The sequence below is a fragment of the Flavobacterium ginsengiterrae genome, assembly GCF_039539785.1.
GTDB classification, from domain to species: domain Bacteria; phylum Bacteroidota; class Bacteroidia; order Flavobacteriales; family Flavobacteriaceae; genus Flavobacterium; species Flavobacterium ginsengiterrae.
In genome coordinates this window covers 750083-768173 of the sequence record NZ_BAABDU010000004.1, presented here as the reverse complement: position 1 = coordinate 768173, position 18091 = coordinate 750083, and the positions used below count along the sequence as shown (strand labels likewise).

At 32.5% G+C, this 18091-nt stretch carries 13 protein-coding genes; 11 read left to right on the top strand and 2 right to left on the bottom strand.

Annotation, left to right across the window (positions count from 1 at the left end; genetic code table 11):
* Positions 1-210: 210 nt before the first annotated feature.
* The 11 genes from gyrB to ABD859_RS13795 all read left to right on the top strand — a co-directional run bounded on the left by gyrB (position 211) and on the right by ABD859_RS13795 (position 16671).
* A complete protein-coding gene (gene gyrB / locus ABD859_RS13845; RefSeq protein WP_345145207.1) occupies positions 211-2151 on the top strand; it encodes a DNA topoisomerase (ATP-hydrolyzing) subunit B in 1941 nt (646 codons plus the stop codon).
* Between the two features lie 109 nt (positions 2152-2260).
* On the top strand, positions 2261-3196 hold the full coding sequence (gene mdh, locus ABD859_RS13840; RefSeq protein WP_345145206.1) for a malate dehydrogenase: 936 nt from the start codon (positions 2261-2263) through the stop codon (positions 3194-3196).
* Positions 3197-3424: 228 nt separating this feature from the next.
* Entirely contained in the window at positions 3425-6400 is a 2976-nt protein-coding gene (secDF, locus tag ABD859_RS13835) for a protein translocase subunit SecDF (RefSeq protein ID WP_345145205.1), read from the top strand.
* Between the two features lie 85 nt (positions 6401-6485).
* Positions 6486-7097: an acyloxyacyl hydrolase gene (locus ABD859_RS13830; RefSeq protein ID WP_345145204.1), complete on the top strand. Its 612-nt coding sequence runs from the start codon at positions 6486-6488 to the stop codon at positions 7095-7097.
* 187 nt (positions 7098-7284) lie between these two features.
* Complete coding sequence (locus ABD859_RS13825) at positions 7285-8283, top strand: TssN family type VI secretion system protein (protein ID WP_345145203.1); 999 nt, start codon at positions 7285-7287, stop codon at positions 8281-8283.
* A gap of 5 nt (positions 8284-8288) precedes the next feature.
* Positions 8289-9173 (top strand): hypothetical protein, encoded by an 885-nt coding sequence (locus ABD859_RS13820; RefSeq protein WP_345145202.1) that lies wholly within the window; start codon positions 8289-8291, stop codon positions 9171-9173.
* Between the two features lie 17 nt (positions 9174-9190).
* Positions 9191-9676 carry a DUF4280 domain-containing protein gene (locus tag ABD859_RS13815; protein ID WP_345145201.1) on the top strand — a complete coding sequence of 162 codons (486 nt, stop codon included), beginning with the start codon at positions 9191-9193 and terminating at the stop codon, positions 9674-9676.
* A 5-nt stretch (positions 9677-9681) separates the two neighbouring features.
* Complete coding sequence (locus tag ABD859_RS13810) at positions 9682-12132, top strand: hypothetical protein (RefSeq protein WP_345145200.1); 2451 nt, start codon at positions 9682-9684, stop codon at positions 12130-12132.
* On the top strand, positions 12129-13379 hold the full coding sequence (locus tag ABD859_RS13805) for a hypothetical protein (protein WP_345145199.1): 1251 nt from the start codon (positions 12129-12131) through the stop codon (positions 13377-13379). Before ABD859_RS13810 ends, ABD859_RS13805 begins: the two co-directional genes overlap by 4 nt.
* Positions 13380-14009: 630 nt before the next feature.
* A complete protein-coding gene (locus ABD859_RS13800; RefSeq protein ID WP_345145198.1) occupies positions 14010-15494 on the top strand; it encodes a peptidoglycan DD-metalloendopeptidase family protein in 1485 nt (494 codons plus the stop codon).
* Entirely contained in the window at positions 15481-16671 is a 1191-nt protein-coding gene (locus ABD859_RS13795; RefSeq protein WP_345145197.1) for a hypothetical protein, read from the top strand. The genes ABD859_RS13800 and ABD859_RS13795 overlap by 14 nt, the downstream gene beginning before the upstream one ends.
* Before the next feature lie 177 nt (positions 16672-16848).
* On the opposite strand, the gene lgt is transcribed toward ABD859_RS13795, so the two are convergent.
* Complete coding sequence (lgt, locus tag ABD859_RS13790; RefSeq protein ID WP_345145196.1) at positions 16849-17781, bottom strand: prolipoprotein diacylglyceryl transferase; 933 nt, start codon at positions 17779-17781, stop codon at positions 16849-16851.
* Positions 17782-17849: 68 nt separating this feature from the next.
* Complete coding sequence (gene yidD / locus ABD859_RS13785) at positions 17850-18089, bottom strand: membrane protein insertion efficiency factor YidD (protein ID WP_345145195.1); 240 nt, start codon at positions 18087-18089, stop codon at positions 17850-17852.
* Between the last annotated feature and the right edge of the window lie 2 nt (positions 18090-18091).

Genomic DNA, 18091 nt, shown 5'->3' with positions numbered 1-18091 from the left:
GGAATTTGATATTTTTTATGTTATTTCCATTTTTGGAAAATAGAATTTAAGAAAATTGGAATTTAAAGTCGGTTTTAGGATTATTTTTTGGTTTTTCAGACAATTGTGTTGATAACTTAAGTGCTTTAAGTCGGAATTTTATGGGTATATAGTCTGCGTTTTTATATATTTGCGTGTTAGACAGTAAATACATTTTTTAGAATAAATTATATGAGCGAAGAAATCAAGAAGAACAATTATTCAGCAGATAGTATTCAGGCATTAGAAGGAATGGAGCACGTAAGAATGCGTCCATCGATGTATATTGGAGATGTAGGAGTTCGAGGGCTTCACCATTTGGTTTACGAGGTTGTTGATAACTCTATTGATGAGGCGATGGGCGGACATTGTGATACCATTGGTGTTACAATAAACGAAGACGGTTCGGTTACAGTTGAAGATAACGGTCGTGGTATTCCAGTTGATTTACATAAAAAAGAAGGAGTTTCGGCACTTGAGGTTGTAATGACTAAAATTGGTGCAGGGGGTAAATTCGATAAAGATTCCTATAAAGTTTCCGGAGGACTTCACGGTGTTGGGGTTTCTGTAGTAAATGCACTTTCGGTTCACATGAAATCGACTGTATTTAGAGAAGGAAAAATCTACGAGCAGGAATATGAAAGAGGAAAATCATTATATCCGGTAAAACAAATCGGAGAAACAGATAAAAGAGGTACACGTCAGACTTTCTTTCCAGACGATACTATTTTCCAGCAGACAACAGAGTTTTCGTATGATACTTTGTCTGCTCGTATGCGTGAACTTTCTTTCTTAAATAAAGGAATCACTATCACGTTTACAGATAAAAGAGAAGTTGATGATAAAGGCGAATTCAGAAGTGAAGTTTTTCATTCAGATGAAGGTCTTAAAGAATATATCCGTTACTTAGACGGAAACCGCGAACCAATTGTTTCTCACGTTATCAGTATGGATAACGATAAAGGAGAAATTCCTGTTGAGGTTGCGTTAATCTACAATACAAGTTATTCTGAGAATATTTTTTCTTATGTAAATAACATTAATACTCACGAAGGAGGTACACACCTGCAAGGTTTTAGAAGTGGTTTAACAAGAACCCTTAAAAAATATGCAGATGCTTCTGGATTGTTAGATAAATTAAAATTTGAAATTTCTGGAGATGACTTCCGTGAAGGTTTAACAGCGATTATTTCGGTAAAAGTTTCTGAACCTCAGTTCGAAGGACAAACAAAAACTAAACTTGGAAACAGAGAAGTAGTTTCTCCTGTATCTCAGGCTGTTGGAGAAATGCTGGAAAATTATCTGGAAGAAAATCCAAATGATGCCCGTGTTATTATTCAAAAAGTAATTTTAGCGGCTCAGGCTCGTCACGCAGCGAAAAAAGCGCGTGAAATGGTACAGCGTAAAACCGTTATGGGCGGCGGCGGATTGCCAGGGAAATTATCTGACTGTTCAGAGCAGGATCCTGCAAGATGCGAGGTTTACTTAGTCGAGGGAGACTCGGCGGGTGGAACTGCCAAACAAGGTCGTGACCGTAACTTTCAGGCGATTCTTCCATTACGAGGTAAGATCCTGAACGTTGAAAAAGCGATGCACCATAAAGTATTTGAAAACGAAGAGATTCGTAACATTTTTACCGCTCTGGGAGTTACCGTAGGTACTGCAGAAGACAGTAAAGCATTAAATATAGAAAAACTAAGATATCATAAGGTAATCATCATGTGTGATGCCGACGTCGATGGTAGTCATATTTCTACCTTAATATTAACGTTCTTCTTCCGTTTCATGAAAGAGCTTATTGAAGAAGGACACGTTTACATTGCGGCTCCCCCTTTATACTTAGTTAAAAAAGGAAACAAAAAAGAATATGCATGGAACGATGTGCAGCGTGATCAGGCAAACGAAAGAATGGGAGGAAGCGCAAACATTCAGCGTTATAAAGGTCTTGGAGAGATGAACGCAGAACAATTGTGGGAAACTACCATGGATCCTGAATTCAGAACATTACGTCAGGTAACAATCGAAAGTCTTGCAGAAGCAGATAGAGTTTTCTCTATGTTAATGGGAGACGAAGTACCGCCTCGTAGAGAATTCATCGAGAAAAATGCGGTTTACGCAAATATCGATGCCTAATTAAAAAAACAACTTTCAATTCGTTTAATTGTTTAAATTTACTTAGACGATTAAACGAATTGTTGATTTATAAAACAAACAATTATTAATAACCGATAAAGTAAAAAATATGAAAGTTACCATTGTAGGAGCAGGAAATGTTGGAGCTACTTGCGCAGATGTTATTTCTTATAGAGGAATTGCAAGCGAAGTTGTATTGTTGGATATTAAAGAAGGTTTTGCCGAAGGAAAAGCGTTGGATATTACTCAATGTGCGACAAATACTGGGTTTAATACAAAAGTGTCTGGCGTTACCAACGACTATTCTAAAACCGCAGGAAGTGATGTAGTGGTTATTACATCAGGAATTCCAAGAAAACCAGGAATGACAAGAGAAGAATTAATTGGTATAAATGCAGGAATTGTAAAAACAGTTGCCGAAAATGTACTAAAATATTCTCCTAATACTATAATAGTTGTAGTTTCTAACCCTATGGATACTATGACATATTTAGCTTTAAAAGCTACAGGACTGCCAAAAAACAGAATTATAGGTATGGGAGGTGCATTAGACAGCTCTCGTTTTAGAACTTATCTTTCACTGGCATTAGATAAACCTGCAAATGATATTTCGGCAATGGTTATTGGAGGTCATGGCGACACAACTATGATTCCGTTAACACGTTTAGCATCTTATAATGGTATTCCGGTTACGCAGTTCCTTTCTGAAGAAGTGCTGCAAAAAGTAGCTGCCGATACTATGGTAGGAGGAGCAACCCTAACAGGACTTTTAGGAACATCTGCTTGGTATGCACCGGGAGCTTCTGTGGCGTATTTGGTTGACAGTATCTTAAATGATCAGAAGAAAATGATTGCCTGCTCTGTTTTTGTAGAAGGCGAGTACGGACAAAACGATATTTGTATAGGAGTACCGTGTATAATTGGTAAAAATGGTGTCGAAGAAATTGTAGATATCAATTTAAACGACCAGGAAAAGGCTTTGTTTGCTAAAAGTGCAGATGCAGTTCGTGGTATGAATGATGCTCTAAAATCGATTTTAGTGTAATAAAAACAGGAAAAAAAGGAAAAGGCTGCACTTTTGCAGTCTTTTTTTTGAGATTAATTAATAAATAAATTGGTTAATCTTTCCGTTAATTATATATTTGCTCGATTTAAAAAAAATGCAGTAATTCGTGATCTCGATTTTTTAGTTTTAAAAACTCATGTCAGGGCTTATTTTTAGTGATTTTAAAACCAAAAACAAACAATAAAACATAATTAATTTTTAGTAATAATGCAGAATAAAGGACTTATTAAATTTTTCGCAATTCTATTTGCATTGGTAAGTATTTACCAACTTTCTTTCACTTTTGTGGCAAATAATGTCAAAGGTGAGGCTAAAGCTTTTGCAGGAGATAACCCTGATAAAGAGCTGAAATATTTAGATTCTATCGGTAAAGAAAAAGTATTCAGTCTTGGTTTTACAGACTTCACTTATAATGAAGTTAAAAACAAACAGCTAAACAAAGGTCTTGACTTAGAAGGAGGAATCAACGTTATTCTTCAAATCTCAGTAAAAGATGTATTAAAAGGTTTAGCGAATAACTCTAAAAATCCGGTATTTAATAAATCATTAGCTGATGCAACTGCGAATTTAGAAGGAAATAAGACCTATTTAAATAAATTCTTTGAAGCTTTTGAAGCAAACTCAAAAGGAACTGTAAAATTAGCTTCTCCAGATATCTTTGCAAACAGAAGTTTACAAGGAGATGGCGGAATTGATTTCCAAATGTCAGATGCTCAAGCTCAAAAAGTAATCAAAAGAAAAGTTGATGAGTCTATCGAAAGTGCTTACAAAGTATTAAGAGAGCGTATCGACAAATTTGGTGTTACACAGCCAAACATCCAAAAATTAGGAGAAACAGGAAGAATCTTAGTAGAGCTTCCAGGTGCAAAGGATGTAGACAGAATTAAAAAATTATTAGGAGGAAAAGCGCAGTTAGAGTTCTGGGAAACTTTTAAAATTGAAGAAGTTGGTAACTTCTTAGTTGCTGCTAACGAAGCTTTAAAAAAGACTGAAGTTAAGAAAACAGAAACTAAAACGGTTACTAAAGATTCATTGAATGCTTTATTAACAGACAATTCTAAAGATTCTCTTGATGCTAAAAAAGGAAATAATCCTTTATTTGACAAAATGATTGTTCAAGGTGGTGGTCCGGTTTTAGGATACTTCGCTACTAAAGATACTGCAGCAATCAACGGTTACTTTAAAAGACCGGAAATCAGAATTTTATTGGGTGCTGACCAACACAATGCAAAATTTGTTTGGAGTAAACCAACTACAATTAAAGATGCTAAAGCAAAAGAAGTTGAAGCTGTAGAATTATATGCTTTAAAAGGAAACAGAGATAACGTACCAGCTATGAGCGGTGGTGTTGTAACTGATGCAAAAGATACTTTTGACCAAATGGGTAAACCAGCTGTTTCTATGCAAATGAACAGTCAGGGAGCTAAAGTTTGGGAAGAATTAACAGGAAGAGCTTTCTCTCAAAAAGGTTATATCGCTATTGTTTTAGATAACATCGTTTATTCTGCGCCAGGTGTTACAAGCGGTCCAATCGCTGGAGGAAGATCTGAAATTACTGGTTCTTTTGATGTTGCTGAAACAAAAGATTTAGCTAACGTATTAAATGCAGGTAAATTACCGGCATCTGCAGATATTATTCAGTCTACAGTTGTGGGACCATCTTTAGGTCAGGCTGCAATTGACGCAGGAACTATTTCATCTGTATTAGGATTCTTATTAGTTTGTGTTTGGATGGTATTCTATTATGGTAAAGCGGGATGGTACGCAAACCTTGCTTTATTATTAAACTTACTATTCTTATTCGGAATTATGGCAAGTTTTGGTTTCGTATTAACATTACCAGGTATTGCAGGTATCGTATTAACATTAGGTACAGCGGTAGATGCGAACATCATTATATATGAAAGAGCAAAAGAAGAATTACGTGAAGGTAAATCATTATCTGAAGCAGTAACAGCTTCTTACGGATGGCATGGTGCAATGCGTTCTATTATTGATGCAAACGTTACTCACGTTTTAACTGGAGCAATCTTATTTATCTTTGGTACAGGACCAATTAAAGGTTTCGCTTTAACATTACTTATTGGTATCGTAACTTCATTGTTTACGTCAATCTTTATTGCTAGAATTTTCATTGACAGAAACATTGCTGGAAAAGCTGATTTAACGTTCTCTACAAACATTACTAAAAACTGGTTTACAAACTTCCACTTTGACTTTATTAAAGTTAAAAAATTCACATACATTTTCTCTTCTATTGTAACAATAGTAAGTTTAACTTCTATTTTCTTTATTAACGGATTAGATGAAGGTGTTGATTTTGTTGGAGGAAGAACATTCCAGGTTAAATTTGAAAAACCAGTTGATGCAAGTGTAGTTTCAGATGAGTTATCTGCAGCTTTTGGAACTCCGGTTGAAGCTAAAATTTTAGGTGATGATGATCAGTTGAAAATCACAACTAAATATAAAATTAAAGAAGATGGTGTTGCTATCGACGAAGAAGTAAACCAAAAATTATACGCAGCATTACAAAAATATTACCCAAATACATCTTACGATAAATTCATCAACTCATTTGATGGTAAAAAAGTTGGAGTATTACAAGCTTCTAAAGTTGGAGCTTCTATCTCAGAAGATATCAAAACAAACTCTTACTGGGCAGTTCTTGGAGCAATGGCAGTTATTTTCTTATACTTAATGGTATCTTTCCGTAAATGGCAGTATTCATTAGGTGCGATTGCTGCAGTTGCACACGACGTAATCTTTGTATTAGGAATCTACTCTTTATGCTACAAATTCATGCCATTCCACATGGAAATGGATCAGCACTTTATCGCAGCGATTCTTACTGTAATTGGTTACTCAATGAACGATACTGTAATTGTATTTGACAGGGTAAGAGAGTTTATCATCGGAAACCGTAAAGGAAGTTTCGAAGATATCGTAAATGCTTCTATCAACACTACATTATCTAGAACATTGAATACTTCATTAATGATGATCATTGTATTATTAACAATGTTTATCTTCGGTGGAGAATCAATCAGAGGATTTATCTTCGCTATGTTGATTGGTATTATTGTAGGTACTTACTCTTCATTATTCATCGCTACACCAGTATTGGTTGACACGATTTCTAGTGACGAAAAACATACAATCGAAGACAAGCATAACAAAGCATAATTACTGCTTTAATTATATAAAAAAGATCCGGCTTATGCCGGATCTTTTTTTTGTGCTATATTTAAATAGAATTTTAAAACGATTTATGATTAGAAAATTACTTTTAACCTTACTGCTGCTTTATGTTGTAAAAATGAATGCACAGCAAGATAATTCACGTTTTGCAGTAGGTTTTAATTATGGATTTGGAAGCGAATTCAATAATAGAAACTATACGTTTACCAATCAATTTTATAAAGTACAGCTCTATTACAAATTAAAAGAAACAAAACACTTTCAATATCAAATTCTGTTACAGCCTGAGATTAATTTTGCAAAACATCAATTACTGAACTTTTATTTTGTAAAACCCGATACTCCGGATTATGAACAGAAAAGAGCAGAATATACTCAGTTAAAAAGTGTTCGCGAATACGTACTCAATTGCGGTTTTTTAGTTCGTAAACCTATTGGTAAGGGTTGTTCCGTTTATGCTTTAGCAAGTATTGGACCTATGATTACTGATACTGAAACCGAAAGAATGTCCAAAGGTTTTGCATTTGCCGATGTTTTTGCAATAGGATTTTCGGTAAAACTGAACAAAGTCCAGATTGACATTCGTCCAGATGTCAGACACGTTTCAAATGGCGGTTTGAGCAGTACAAATTCTGGTTATAATACCAGAAATATAGAATTTGGAGTTTCGTACGGCTTGTAAAAATAGTATAAATTAAAGTCTTATACATCAAACGGGGTTTCCCCGTTTTTTTATTTCCAAAATAAAAAAAGAAAGAAAATATTTACTTTTAAATTTTTTAAATGAAATAAAAATACTACATTGCTATTAAATTATTGTAGTTTATAATCTACAATGTATTTGTGTAGAATATTTTATTTTTTTAGAAATGATCAAAAAGCATTTATTAGGTCTTATTGATATTAGGCTTATTGTATTTTTAGTTGTCGCAATAGTCCTTTGCGGTATACTGACACTCCTGATTAGTGATAAAGCAAAAGACTTTGCCAGTTATAAAAAGAAATTTTACGGATATATTTTATCATTCATATTAATATATGCTCTTATAGCATTTTTAGGTTACAACAAACTTTTTACAGAACTGCGTAATGAGTTTTTGTTTTATCAGGCAGCATCTTTATTATTAGGCAGTCTGCATGTATGGCTTTACCGTAAAATTTTTCAGGAGTTTAATGTAAAAACCATCGGTGCAGAGTTATTGTTTGCTTCACTCGTTCCATTATATTCAAGCATACTATTTGTAATTATTTACACCATTTTAAATGGAATATACTTTGCGTTTTTAATGTCGGCACACTTTATAATGTTTATTGTACCTACTGCGATCTACATGGTATTTTGCTTCATGATGTTAATACCGCCCCGAAAATTTATTACCTGGACACCTTCCCAGTCTTATGAGGCAATTAAAGCAGATGAATTGAAAGATATTTTATTAATAACCCTAATGATTAAAAAGCACCCGGACGATGAAGATTTTACTTCTATTAGAGCACAAACGCCCGTAAGAGTAGATTTTGGACGATTATTTCTTCTTGCCATTTTGGGGTACAATAAACAGAATAGCGATGATCAGATTGAGTTATCCACGCCCGATGGAAATAACTATAACTGGGTCTTTTACTTCCAGCCCAAATGGTATGAAAAAACGAAATATCTGGATGCTGATTATGACGCGTCATTAAATAGAATAACAGAAAACTCCGTGATAGTCTGCCATAGAGAAACCGAAAAAAACGAGGCACCTGTTAAAAAAGAAAAAAAACAAGATCATAACATTTACGGAATCGAATCTCATAACGATGGTGCAGACCAAAAAAAGATTAACGAATTAAAAGAACCGGAACTGGAAGGTCCTATAAAATAAAGGAGATGAACGACAGCAATAATAACAATGAAGCCCAAAAAGATAATAACGAGAAAAAGCAGCAGGTTCGATTTATTAGTCAGGATTATATACTTCCGTTTCGCCCATTTGAACTCAATCATAAGTATGCCGTAACCTATACAATTGAAAAAGGAGATACTATTCAGGTTCTCGAACAAAATTTCAGTATAAGACGATTGAGACCTGATACCAGCCAAAGCGATTATCATTTTATTCAAATTGATAAGATTTCAGATTTATTAATAAACGGAGAACCTGTCGATAAAAGAGCGTATACAGTTGCAGAAAAAACCGCTGCACTTTTATATCCTTTACGAGTAGTCGTGAACGAATACGGAAAATGGATTGATATAAGCAGTTATCACAAATTAAAAGATCGCTGGGAAAAACAGAGAGAAGATATACGGGAAATGTTTAGCGGAAAAACTTTTGACCTCATTACTAAAAACATTGAAAATGCGATAAATGACAATGCCGTATTGGTAAAGTTACTTTCCGGAAACTGGTTTTTAAGAGCCTATTTTAATGGAATACACAGGGCTTACACGCGAAGTTTTGAAACAGAACGGAAATTATTTTTTCCTGCAATAGCCGGAGCTGAAGAACTGGAATTTTCGATTGTTCAAAAAGTCAATCCTTATTTGAATGATGATAATCTAATTGAAGTAACACAAACGGGAGAAACAGAAAATGAAAATTTAGAAGAACAGTATTTCGCCCAATATTGCTTAAATCCAAATAACTACATAATTGAAAATTTGATGTTAGAATGCAATCTGGTTGATATGAACCGAAGAATTAATGTTCAGGTTAGAAATTTAAACGAAAGCCCAATTATTATGGATTCCGGCATTTCGGTATTAGTATAAAATAAAATCATATAACTATGGAAAACTATGTTGCTGTAGACGGCGCAGTCTGCAAATGTAAGTTTAGTGAGGATACGAGTGCTTCGGATATTTTAGTAGTAAAATCTCAGAAAAAACATTTTGCCAACGACAAAGGCGCAAACAAAAAATTAATCGCCACAACCCAGGATATTAATCAAACCCTGAAGAACGGCACTTTTGGTAAATGCACCTTACAGCCCAATTCTAGTGGAAACAAACCCTGTATGGCGTTAATAACCAAGTGGCAGAATTTTTATGAAAAAGTAACGCTGAGTAATGAAGGCAAAATCTTGACAGAAATCAGCAAAGCCGAATGTCCTGTTGGAGGTCCTGACTGCATAGAAATTTTTAAACACGGACAAACAGCCGAAGTTGGAGAACAGCAAATGCAAAAAGCAGATCGCGATGTATTAAATCAGATAAATCCATTATTAGATATTGAGGATATAGATAGTACTAATTCTATTTGTTATCAAAATTAAAGAACATGGCAAAACTAAAAATATACGGTAAATCAGAACCTTCGGTGGGAATAAAAGAATATTATTCTATTTATGATCTTTTTGGCAGTTCAACTCCGGTACAGCTTGCCGGACCTAATTTTCAGAATATACCAGATGATCAGATTAAATGGAGTGTATGGATATTATTGGGTGGCTCATGGATAAAAACAGAAGAAAATAATAAGACGGGAGCAACGGTAGAATATACATTTTCTCCAAAAAGTCTTAAGCGGAAAGGCATTAGAATGCTGGTCGATATCAATGGAGAGAAAGCTGTTTTAGATATTAAAACAAAGCAGGCTGTTGAAAGTAAAATAATGTTTGTAGAACTTCTCGACATCAATAAAAAGAAACCGACTCAATTGTTTAAGTACGGACAGACTATAATTGCCCGTGTTCACTGCGTTAATATGGAGAAATTTCCTATATCGGTTACGTTATGGGAAGATGACGGAGGCAAGGGCAAAGAAAATGCAACGGATATTAAAATAGATGAACAAAAAGGAAATGTTCTGGACGGAATAGTTGATGTTGAATTTTATCTTGATCCTGCACAAGCCTGGCTTGCGAATATAAAACCAGATGCAAATGCTGCAAATGAAGGCGCATTTCATGAATATTATGTAACAGCAGAGTTTTACAAAAAAGTTTCGAAGCCCAGCAAAAATGTTGATGTAATCAATCCAGATTATAAAGATGATCCGTATGCACAAAACTCTAAGCCGGAAACTAAAAAAGAAACCCAAACTCCGGCAGAGAAAAAAGGACCTTCTCAAAAAGAGCAGAAGGGAATCGCAAAATCAGACAGAAAAGCTTACGACTATGCTGAAAAGAAAGTTGCTGTAGAGCCTGTTGTTGGTTTTAACCCTGCTCAGGAATTCATAAATAGCATGATGATGGTTAATGTTGGGGATGCTATTTGGAATAAGGAAAAAGGAGTATGTTTTTGCAACAAGAACTTTGAAGAAAAAGATGTTAGGAAATTAGTTAAACTTTTAAAAGGTTCCGAAACAATTTGGGAGGGTCAAGCCTTAAGACGCGGTGGTCGAGTACCATGCAATATTAATGATAAAAGTTTTGCAACGTTGACAAAATCACTAAATGAGTCATTTAAAAGATATAAAATAAATACATGTATTCAAAAAATACACTTTTTAGCACAAGTTTGTGAAGAAACAGGAACTTTTACTTTATCCGAAGAGATAAGAGGAGAGTTCATTTCAAGCCAAAGTGTTTATAAAGGTCGTGGTTTACTGCAATTAACAGGTGTGAGGATTGATCCTGATGATGCGAGATCTCATTTTGATAAACCGGGTCCTTATCAGGATTATGCAGATTATAGAGGAAATCAGGAAATTGTAACAAAACCAGAAATTGTCGCTAATAATGTTGACTATTGTATAGACAGTGGTGCATGGATTTGGAGCATCAATAAAAAGATGACAAGTAATCCACGGTCTCAGGCTATAACAATATGGGGAAGAGAGACGTTAGGAAAATCTCTCAATGAATTAGCTGTTTTTGGTGAAAAATATTTCGAGTTGATTTCTGTACTATTAAATGGAAGAGGAAGTAATGGTATGCCTAATAATTACGCGAAAAGACAAACTAATTATAATTTATTGAAAACATTTTTTTTCATGTACGATAAGTATCATGGAGCTAGTTCTAGACCTTTTAACGCTAAGGACATTGTTACCTACCATATTTATGAAAATGGGGATATTGAAAAACATATTCCTAAGGAAATTAAAGATGAATATAAAGATAAATACAAATATGTGTATCATGATAAAAGTAATAATGAACATGAGATTTGCACAGTTAAATGGTTTATGGTAGATAAAAGAAATAATGGAACAATAATTTCGAGCATTCCACAAGGGCATATACACACATATAACTATCCATCAGGTGGAAATGCACAGGTAGCTTATGTTTACGCCAATGGAGATGTTTGTGTTTCAGGTACTACCTATGGTTATAGAAAATATCCAAAAGGAGAAGGAAAAGTTCCTTTATTAAGAATGATGGATAATTTAAGTTACGAAAAGGATGATGTTAAAATATTTTATTCATTTAGAAGTTCACAAAGAAGATATTGCAATCCAGATGCATACGCTGGTTTTATTGGTGCTTTAGCAAAATTAGGAAGAGAAGACGTTTTATGTACAGGTATGTGTTTTGATGATGCGACAAGTTATCCAAGTGTTACACATCCAAATGGAGATTGCGCTGATACGGCATATTATTCAACATTATCATTGGAACAAAAGAAAGTGAATGCTTTTAAAGATTTTCATTTTGAAAAAATATATAGAGGGAGTGGAAGTTGGTATTCAAGTTTGGTTGGTACTATTTATTCATCTGGTCATGAAGATCATTTACATTCTGGAGAATTCAATTTAAATGTCGTAAAAATAATAAAAGAATGAAAAAAATAAACTTATTACTTATATCAATATTGTTTTTAAACTTTGTTAATTGTCAAAAAAAAGACAATAATAGCAAAACAATTATAAATGTTGATAAGATAGAACAGAAATCAGTTGGTTTCTCTGATAAATATGAGGCTCTCCCAAAATTAAATATTGAGGAAATTTCTGTGAGTGAATACAAGAGATTATGTGTCACAAAAAAATCTCTTATCGAAATTCCTCTAAATTATGATACAAACTATTATAATTTAGAAACGAATGATAAAATTGTTCAGTTAAGAAGAGAAAAGAAAGTAGAATCAAATGGTAGTGCAGTTAACTGGTATGATTTTTTAGGATTTTATCCAACTTTAAATATGTATGCATTTTCTAGAAATTCGGTTAGTGAAAGTTTAGATTTCAGTGAATTTATGTTAATAAATAAATCAAACGGAGAAATAGTAAATATAATTTCTTCTGGTGACGACAGAATAGAAAACCCAATACCGTCTTCAAAAAAGCAATATTTAGCATATTTTGATAATCAAGTTTATACAGCTAATGATAGCTTTTTAGGAATATTGAAGTTTGATGAAAAGAATAAATTAAAAGAATACAGAAGTCTGATTTCCGAAAATTTCAATATTTATCAAATCGCGTGGGGCGAAAATGATGTTCTTCTAATTAAAACGTCTTCAGATAATGGGGAAAATTTCAAATACTATAAGAGTAATGTTTTGTCTCAAAATACAAACGAAAAATCTTTAGATGATGAATCTGAACAAGTCAATGTTTTTTTTGGAGATTCAACAATAGGTTTGGGTAAGGAAAAATGTTTTAAATCAATTACTAAACAGGATGGATCTTCAATACTAGAAAAGCAAAATAAATTATATAAGAGCCGATTTTCATCTTTTGAAAATTCCAATTTAATTAATGCAAAATATCAGTTTGTAAAACAAATTTTTAAAAATAAAAACGATTATAGAATAATTCTATATACTTTATTAAATGATAAAAAGAAGGATTCCATCGAATTCTATAGAAGTACAGTTGATAAACAAATTCCAAATTACACTTGCCTTTCGTATTTGGATGTAAAAAACAATAAAATTTGGCAATTAAAGTATTTTGCAACGGATAATGAAATCATCTTGTACATGAATAACGATGTGAAAAAAGATGGCAGTATAAAAAGGGATTCTCTTTATTTTCTTGATGAATCAAAAGAAGCTAAAATGGATACATATAAACTATTTTGGTAATAATTTCTCAAAAGTTATTTATGATAAAGGTTCTATGATTGATTAAGAAATAATTAGACAATAAGAGGTTGTCAGTTTTTTTAAATGAGTATTAGGTTCCTTGACATATTCAAAAGAAAAGCCCCAGCTAGCAAAAGTTTTAGGTTTTTGTTAGCTGAGGGAATTATAAATAATAATTGTAGTATGAAAAAAAAATAAACATTGTTTTAATATGTTTTGTCTCCTTTGTTCTTGTACAAAGACTAAAAAAAGTGAAGATATAAATCTAAATAAAAATGGTGAAATTTCAGATAGTCAAAGAATCGAAAAAAAAAGAGATTATAAAGTTTTTATTCGATTCTATAGAAATGCAGACAACGGAGTATAATAACATTAAATTCTATACTAAAAATGAATTAAGAGGAAATGGGGACTTACTCTTTTTATTAATGGAAATGTTGAAATTTTTAATTTCGATAAAACGATGAAACTAAAAAATAAACCCAAACTCCGGCAGAGAAAAAAGGACCTTCTCAAAAAGAGCAGAAGGGAATCGCAAAATCAGACAGAAAAGCTTACGACTATGCTGAAAAGAAAGTTGCTGTAGAAACAACGGTATCTTTTGATCCAACTCAAAATTTTGTAGACAGTATGATGAAGGTAGGAAGTAAGGATTCTATTTGGAATAAAGATCATAAAAAAGACGGCTGTCAAAATTGTATTGATCCGGTTACAGCCGGTCAGTTAAAAAGGATATTTACAAAAACAGATATGGGGGTTTTAGAAACAGTTGCTTCAATATACACAAAGTATATGAAAGAACTCAATATGGATACCTGCTGGAATAAAGCGCATTTTTTTGCGCAGGCTGTTGTTGAAAGTGGCTTGAATATGAAGTTGAAAAATGGAGAAAGTTTTAATTGGTATTATCAAGATTTGATTGACACTTTTGGTAAATTTCAAACAGAAGAAGGCAGAGAAAAAGCAAAAAAATGGGGAAGAAAAATAAAAAATAGGAAAGACCCAAAAGCGGTTGATGTTACTTTAGAAAATGAAATAAATATTGCTAATTGGGCTTATATGCCGGACTATAAAACAGGTAAAAGTTTAGGAAACAAGGGAGGTAATGATGGATGGGATTTTAGAGGTAGGGGATTATTACAATTGACAGGAAGAGGTGGTTATGAGTATGCAAATACTTATACATTAAAATTAGGCTCTGATATTATAAATTATCCAGAATTGGCAGGTACTGATATAAGTACAGCAGTTTTATCTTCAATGGCATTTTGGAGATGGAAAGGTCTGAATAAAATTTCAAATGGAACTACAGATGTAATAGGAAAAATTTGTCCACAAGTAGGTAATAATGTAAAAATGAAAGATAAAAATGGAGATGACTCTTCAAATTATGCCGAAAAACAAGATGTTTTTAAAAATATTACAACGAAAAATTTTTTGATAGATGTATGTAAATGGGGAAAAGAGAATACTGCATCAGGGCAATGGCATGAACCAGTAGATAATCCAATCTCAACTCTTTACATGCAAAGTGGTGGAAGTGGAAAATTAGGTGAGCATTGGGGATTATTTGGTAATACTAGAAATGGAAGTGTTCATCAAGGATTAGATCTGTTTGCTGAACCTGGAAGTAATGTATATTCTTGTGTTGAGGGTGAGGTATTTGAAGTAAAAACTCATTCTGGATATGGAAAAACAGTTACTATTAAAATAACAGATAAGGAAGCATTTTATAATCATAGGAGGGATTATAAAATATTATACTCTTCTGAAGGCGAAATAATTCAAGGGCTACATTTTGATAAGACTAAGGATATCTTTTTGTTTTATGCACATTTAAGAAAAGTATTTGTTACAAAAGGTCAGAAGGTTGAGACAGGAAAAATTATTGCAAGTAGTGGGGTTTCGGGTGTAGAATCAGGGACATGTGCGCCACATTTGCATTTTGAAATATTTACGACTGTTTATGCAGTGGGAAAGGGATTGAATTATAGATGTAATCCTGGATTTTATGTCCACTTTAAAAGAGCATCAGAACAATCTGTACAAGAAAGAAGTTTGCAAAAAGAAATATCGGAAAAAGGAAAAATTGAAGAAGTTAATGGAAAAGATTAGATTGTTTAGAATAGTATTATTATTTATTATTTTAATTACAATGTTAAATTGTAAGGAGAATAAAAATGAAATTTCAAAAATTGAAATAAAAACTACAACAAAATACAATGAAGTTCATTTTGTAAAAGATTCTAAAAGGAATAATGAAATAAGCGAATTGAATATTACTTATAAAGATTATCAACTTAAATTTCGATTTATTGAAGATATTACACTAATGCAATTTGTTGTTAGAAATAAGGTTGTGTCTGGTTGGAAACAAATTTTATTCAATTTTGAATTTCTACCTGACAACTATGATGGTGTTAGATTATTGTTTGATGAAAACAATTTTAAAGGGATATTACTGCTTCCCGGTTATACAGAAGAATTCCCAAATTTAATTGCATATGAATTTGATACAGATAATTTTTCATATTTAACTAATTACAATATAAAAGAAGAGGATTTGCATAAAATACCTTTTGAGAAATTAAATCAAGAGTGGAAAAAAGGTTCTTTTAAAATTAATAGAAATGGTAATAAATACGCATTAACTTTTTTTGATGCTTCAAAAAAGAATATTTTGAATTTTGAAAATTCTGACTTCTATGATCTTTTGTCCGAAAAAGATATAAAAAAATATATTGAAAGAGTCTTAATTTTTGAAAAAGGTAATATGAATAATGCTGAAATTTTTGAAGAATTCAAAAATAAGATTGAAAAGGAGGGATTTAAAAATGTTTTTCAGCAAGATTGTGATCTTAATAATGACAAAATTCAAGATAAAATTCTTGTTTTTTCTACTGAACTAGCTGAAAATTTTAAGCCAAGTGATTACGAAGAATCTATAGTATGTGTTTATGTCTCTGGCAAATTATTTAAAAATGAAAGCATCATTTCAAAACACTACGTTGGAAATACAGCTCTTGGTTTTAGTAATATTAAAGTGAAGGATAATTTTTTTACAATAGAACAAGTAAATGGAGGAGGTTATGAAATAGTTAAAGAATATACCACTTTTAAATTCTCTAGTGAAACGAATGAAATTAATTTGTATAAATATTCTAGAATTGAAGTTTCAAGAAAAGATGGAGATGAAAATGAAAATATATATAATTACGATATCAAAGATTTTGGAAAAATTCCTTTTGAAAATTATAATTCAGAAACAATATTAGACAAATGCAAGGGGTAGTTAAGCATTATAAGAAATAAAAAAGTTTATAAAGATCCAGAAATACAAGTTCCTTAAACATTTTTTGATTATTAATAATTGCCATTTTATTTCAAATAAACTCCAACTCTATGAAAATAAAAAAAGTCCGGTATAAATATACCGGCCTTTTATATTTTGAAAAGTTTGTTTTAAAACTTAAGATTCTGCTAAAGGATTTCTCTGTGCTCTTATAATAAAGAAAAGACCAATGATTATAAAAGGAATACTTAACCATTGTCCCGTTGAGAAATAACCTAATTCTTGTTCGATTCCGCCTTGGCTTTCTTTTACAAATTCTACAATAAAACGAACAACAAATAAAAGAACTAAAAACAACCCGAATAAATAACCTGATTTAAGTCTTGCGTTAGTTTTCCAATACAAGAAAAACAAAATAGCAAAAACAAAAATGTAACAAAATGATTCGTACAATTGAGTTGGGTGTTTTGCAGGAACCTGAGCTAGTAAATCAGCAAATTTAGGATCTGTTGCTATGGCTGTGTAGGCATCTTTTGGGTTTGCAATTTGAGTCGCATTTACAGCTTCGGCTTTACTGAATTGGTCGTGTAAAAAACGAATTCCAAAAGCAGATGTTGTTTCATGTCCAATAATTTCAGAGTTCATAAAGTTTCCTAAACGAACAAAAATAGCACCGCTGGCAACCGGAATTACAACACGGTCTAAAATCCATAGTAACGGACGTTTTAAGATCATTTTGCTGTAGAAATACATCGCAAGGATAATCGCTATTGCCGCACCGTGACTCGCCAGACCCTGGAATCCTGTAAATTCGAATTTTGGTTCAAATTTAAACGGTAAGAAAATTTCAAGTAAATGATTTCTGAAATATTCCCAGTCATAAAATAAAACATGTCCTAAACGAGCTCCAATTAACGTTGCTAAAACAGTCCAAACAAAAAGAGAATCTAATTTGTCTATGGGTTCATGTTCGCGTTCGAAAATCTTTTTCATTAGGTACCATCCTAAACCAAAAGCAATTACGAACATTAAACTGTAATAACGAATCATAAAAAATCCTAAATCTATTCCTTCTGAAGGATTCCAAACGATATTTAAAGGCTGTGTCATATAGTGTAATGTTTTTATTATGTTTTCTAAAAATAGATATTAAATGCCGGTCAAATCTTTATAAAAAGTTAATGTTTGTGTGAACATTTCTTTTCGGGAACCGGATCGTATCCCGTTCTTCCCCAAGGATGACAGCTTAAAATTCTTTTGATTCCCAAATACCCTCCATAAAATAATCCGTGCATTTGCAAGGCCTGGATCATGTATGTCGAACACGTAGGTTCAAATCGGCACGAAGCAGGCGTAAAAGGCGATATAGCAGTTTGATAAAACCGTACTAATAAAACAAAAGGCGTAATTACTTTCATGA

What these genes read in the sequence shown, in the direction of transcription:
- gyrB (WP_345145207.1), top strand. Translation starts at nt 211, where the DNA reads ATGAGCGAAGAAATCAAGAAGAACAATTATTCAGCAGATAGTATTCAG.
- mdh (WP_345145206.1), top strand. Translation starts at nt 2,261, where the DNA reads ATGAAAGTTACCATTGTAGGAGCAGGAAATGTTGGAGCTACTTGCGCA.
- secDF (WP_345145205.1), top strand. Translation starts at nt 3,425, where the DNA reads ATGCAGAATAAAGGACTTATTAAATTTTTCGCAATTCTATTTGCATTG.
- ABD859_RS13830 (WP_345145204.1), top strand. Translation starts at nt 6,486, where the DNA reads ATGATTAGAAAATTACTTTTAACCTTACTGCTGCTTTATGTTGTAAAA.
- ABD859_RS13825 (WP_345145203.1), top strand. Translation starts at nt 7,285, where the DNA reads ATGATCAAAAAGCATTTATTAGGTCTTATTGATATTAGGCTTATTGTA.
- ABD859_RS13820 (WP_345145202.1), top strand. Translation starts at nt 8,289, where the DNA reads ATGAACGACAGCAATAATAACAATGAAGCCCAAAAAGATAATAACGAG.
- ABD859_RS13815 (WP_345145201.1), top strand. Translation starts at nt 9,191, where the DNA reads ATGGAAAACTATGTTGCTGTAGACGGCGCAGTCTGCAAATGTAAGTTT.
- ABD859_RS13810 (WP_345145200.1), top strand. Translation starts at nt 9,682, where the DNA reads ATGGCAAAACTAAAAATATACGGTAAATCAGAACCTTCGGTGGGAATA.
- ABD859_RS13805 (WP_345145199.1), top strand. Translation starts at nt 12,129, where the DNA reads ATGAAAAAAATAAACTTATTACTTATATCAATATTGTTTTTAAACTTT.
- ABD859_RS13800 (WP_345145198.1), top strand. Translation starts at nt 14,010, where the DNA reads ATGATGAAGGTAGGAAGTAAGGATTCTATTTGGAATAAAGATCATAAA.
- ABD859_RS13795 (WP_345145197.1), top strand. Translation starts at nt 15,481, where the DNA reads ATGGAAAAGATTAGATTGTTTAGAATAGTATTATTATTTATTATTTTA.
- lgt (WP_345145196.1), bottom strand. Translation starts at nt 17,781, where the DNA reads ATGACACAGCCTTTAAATATCGTTTGGAATCCTTCAGAAGGAATAGAT.
- yidD (WP_345145195.1), bottom strand. Translation starts at nt 18,089, where the DNA reads ATGAAAGTAATTACGCCTTTTGTTTTATTAGTACGGTTTTATCAAACT.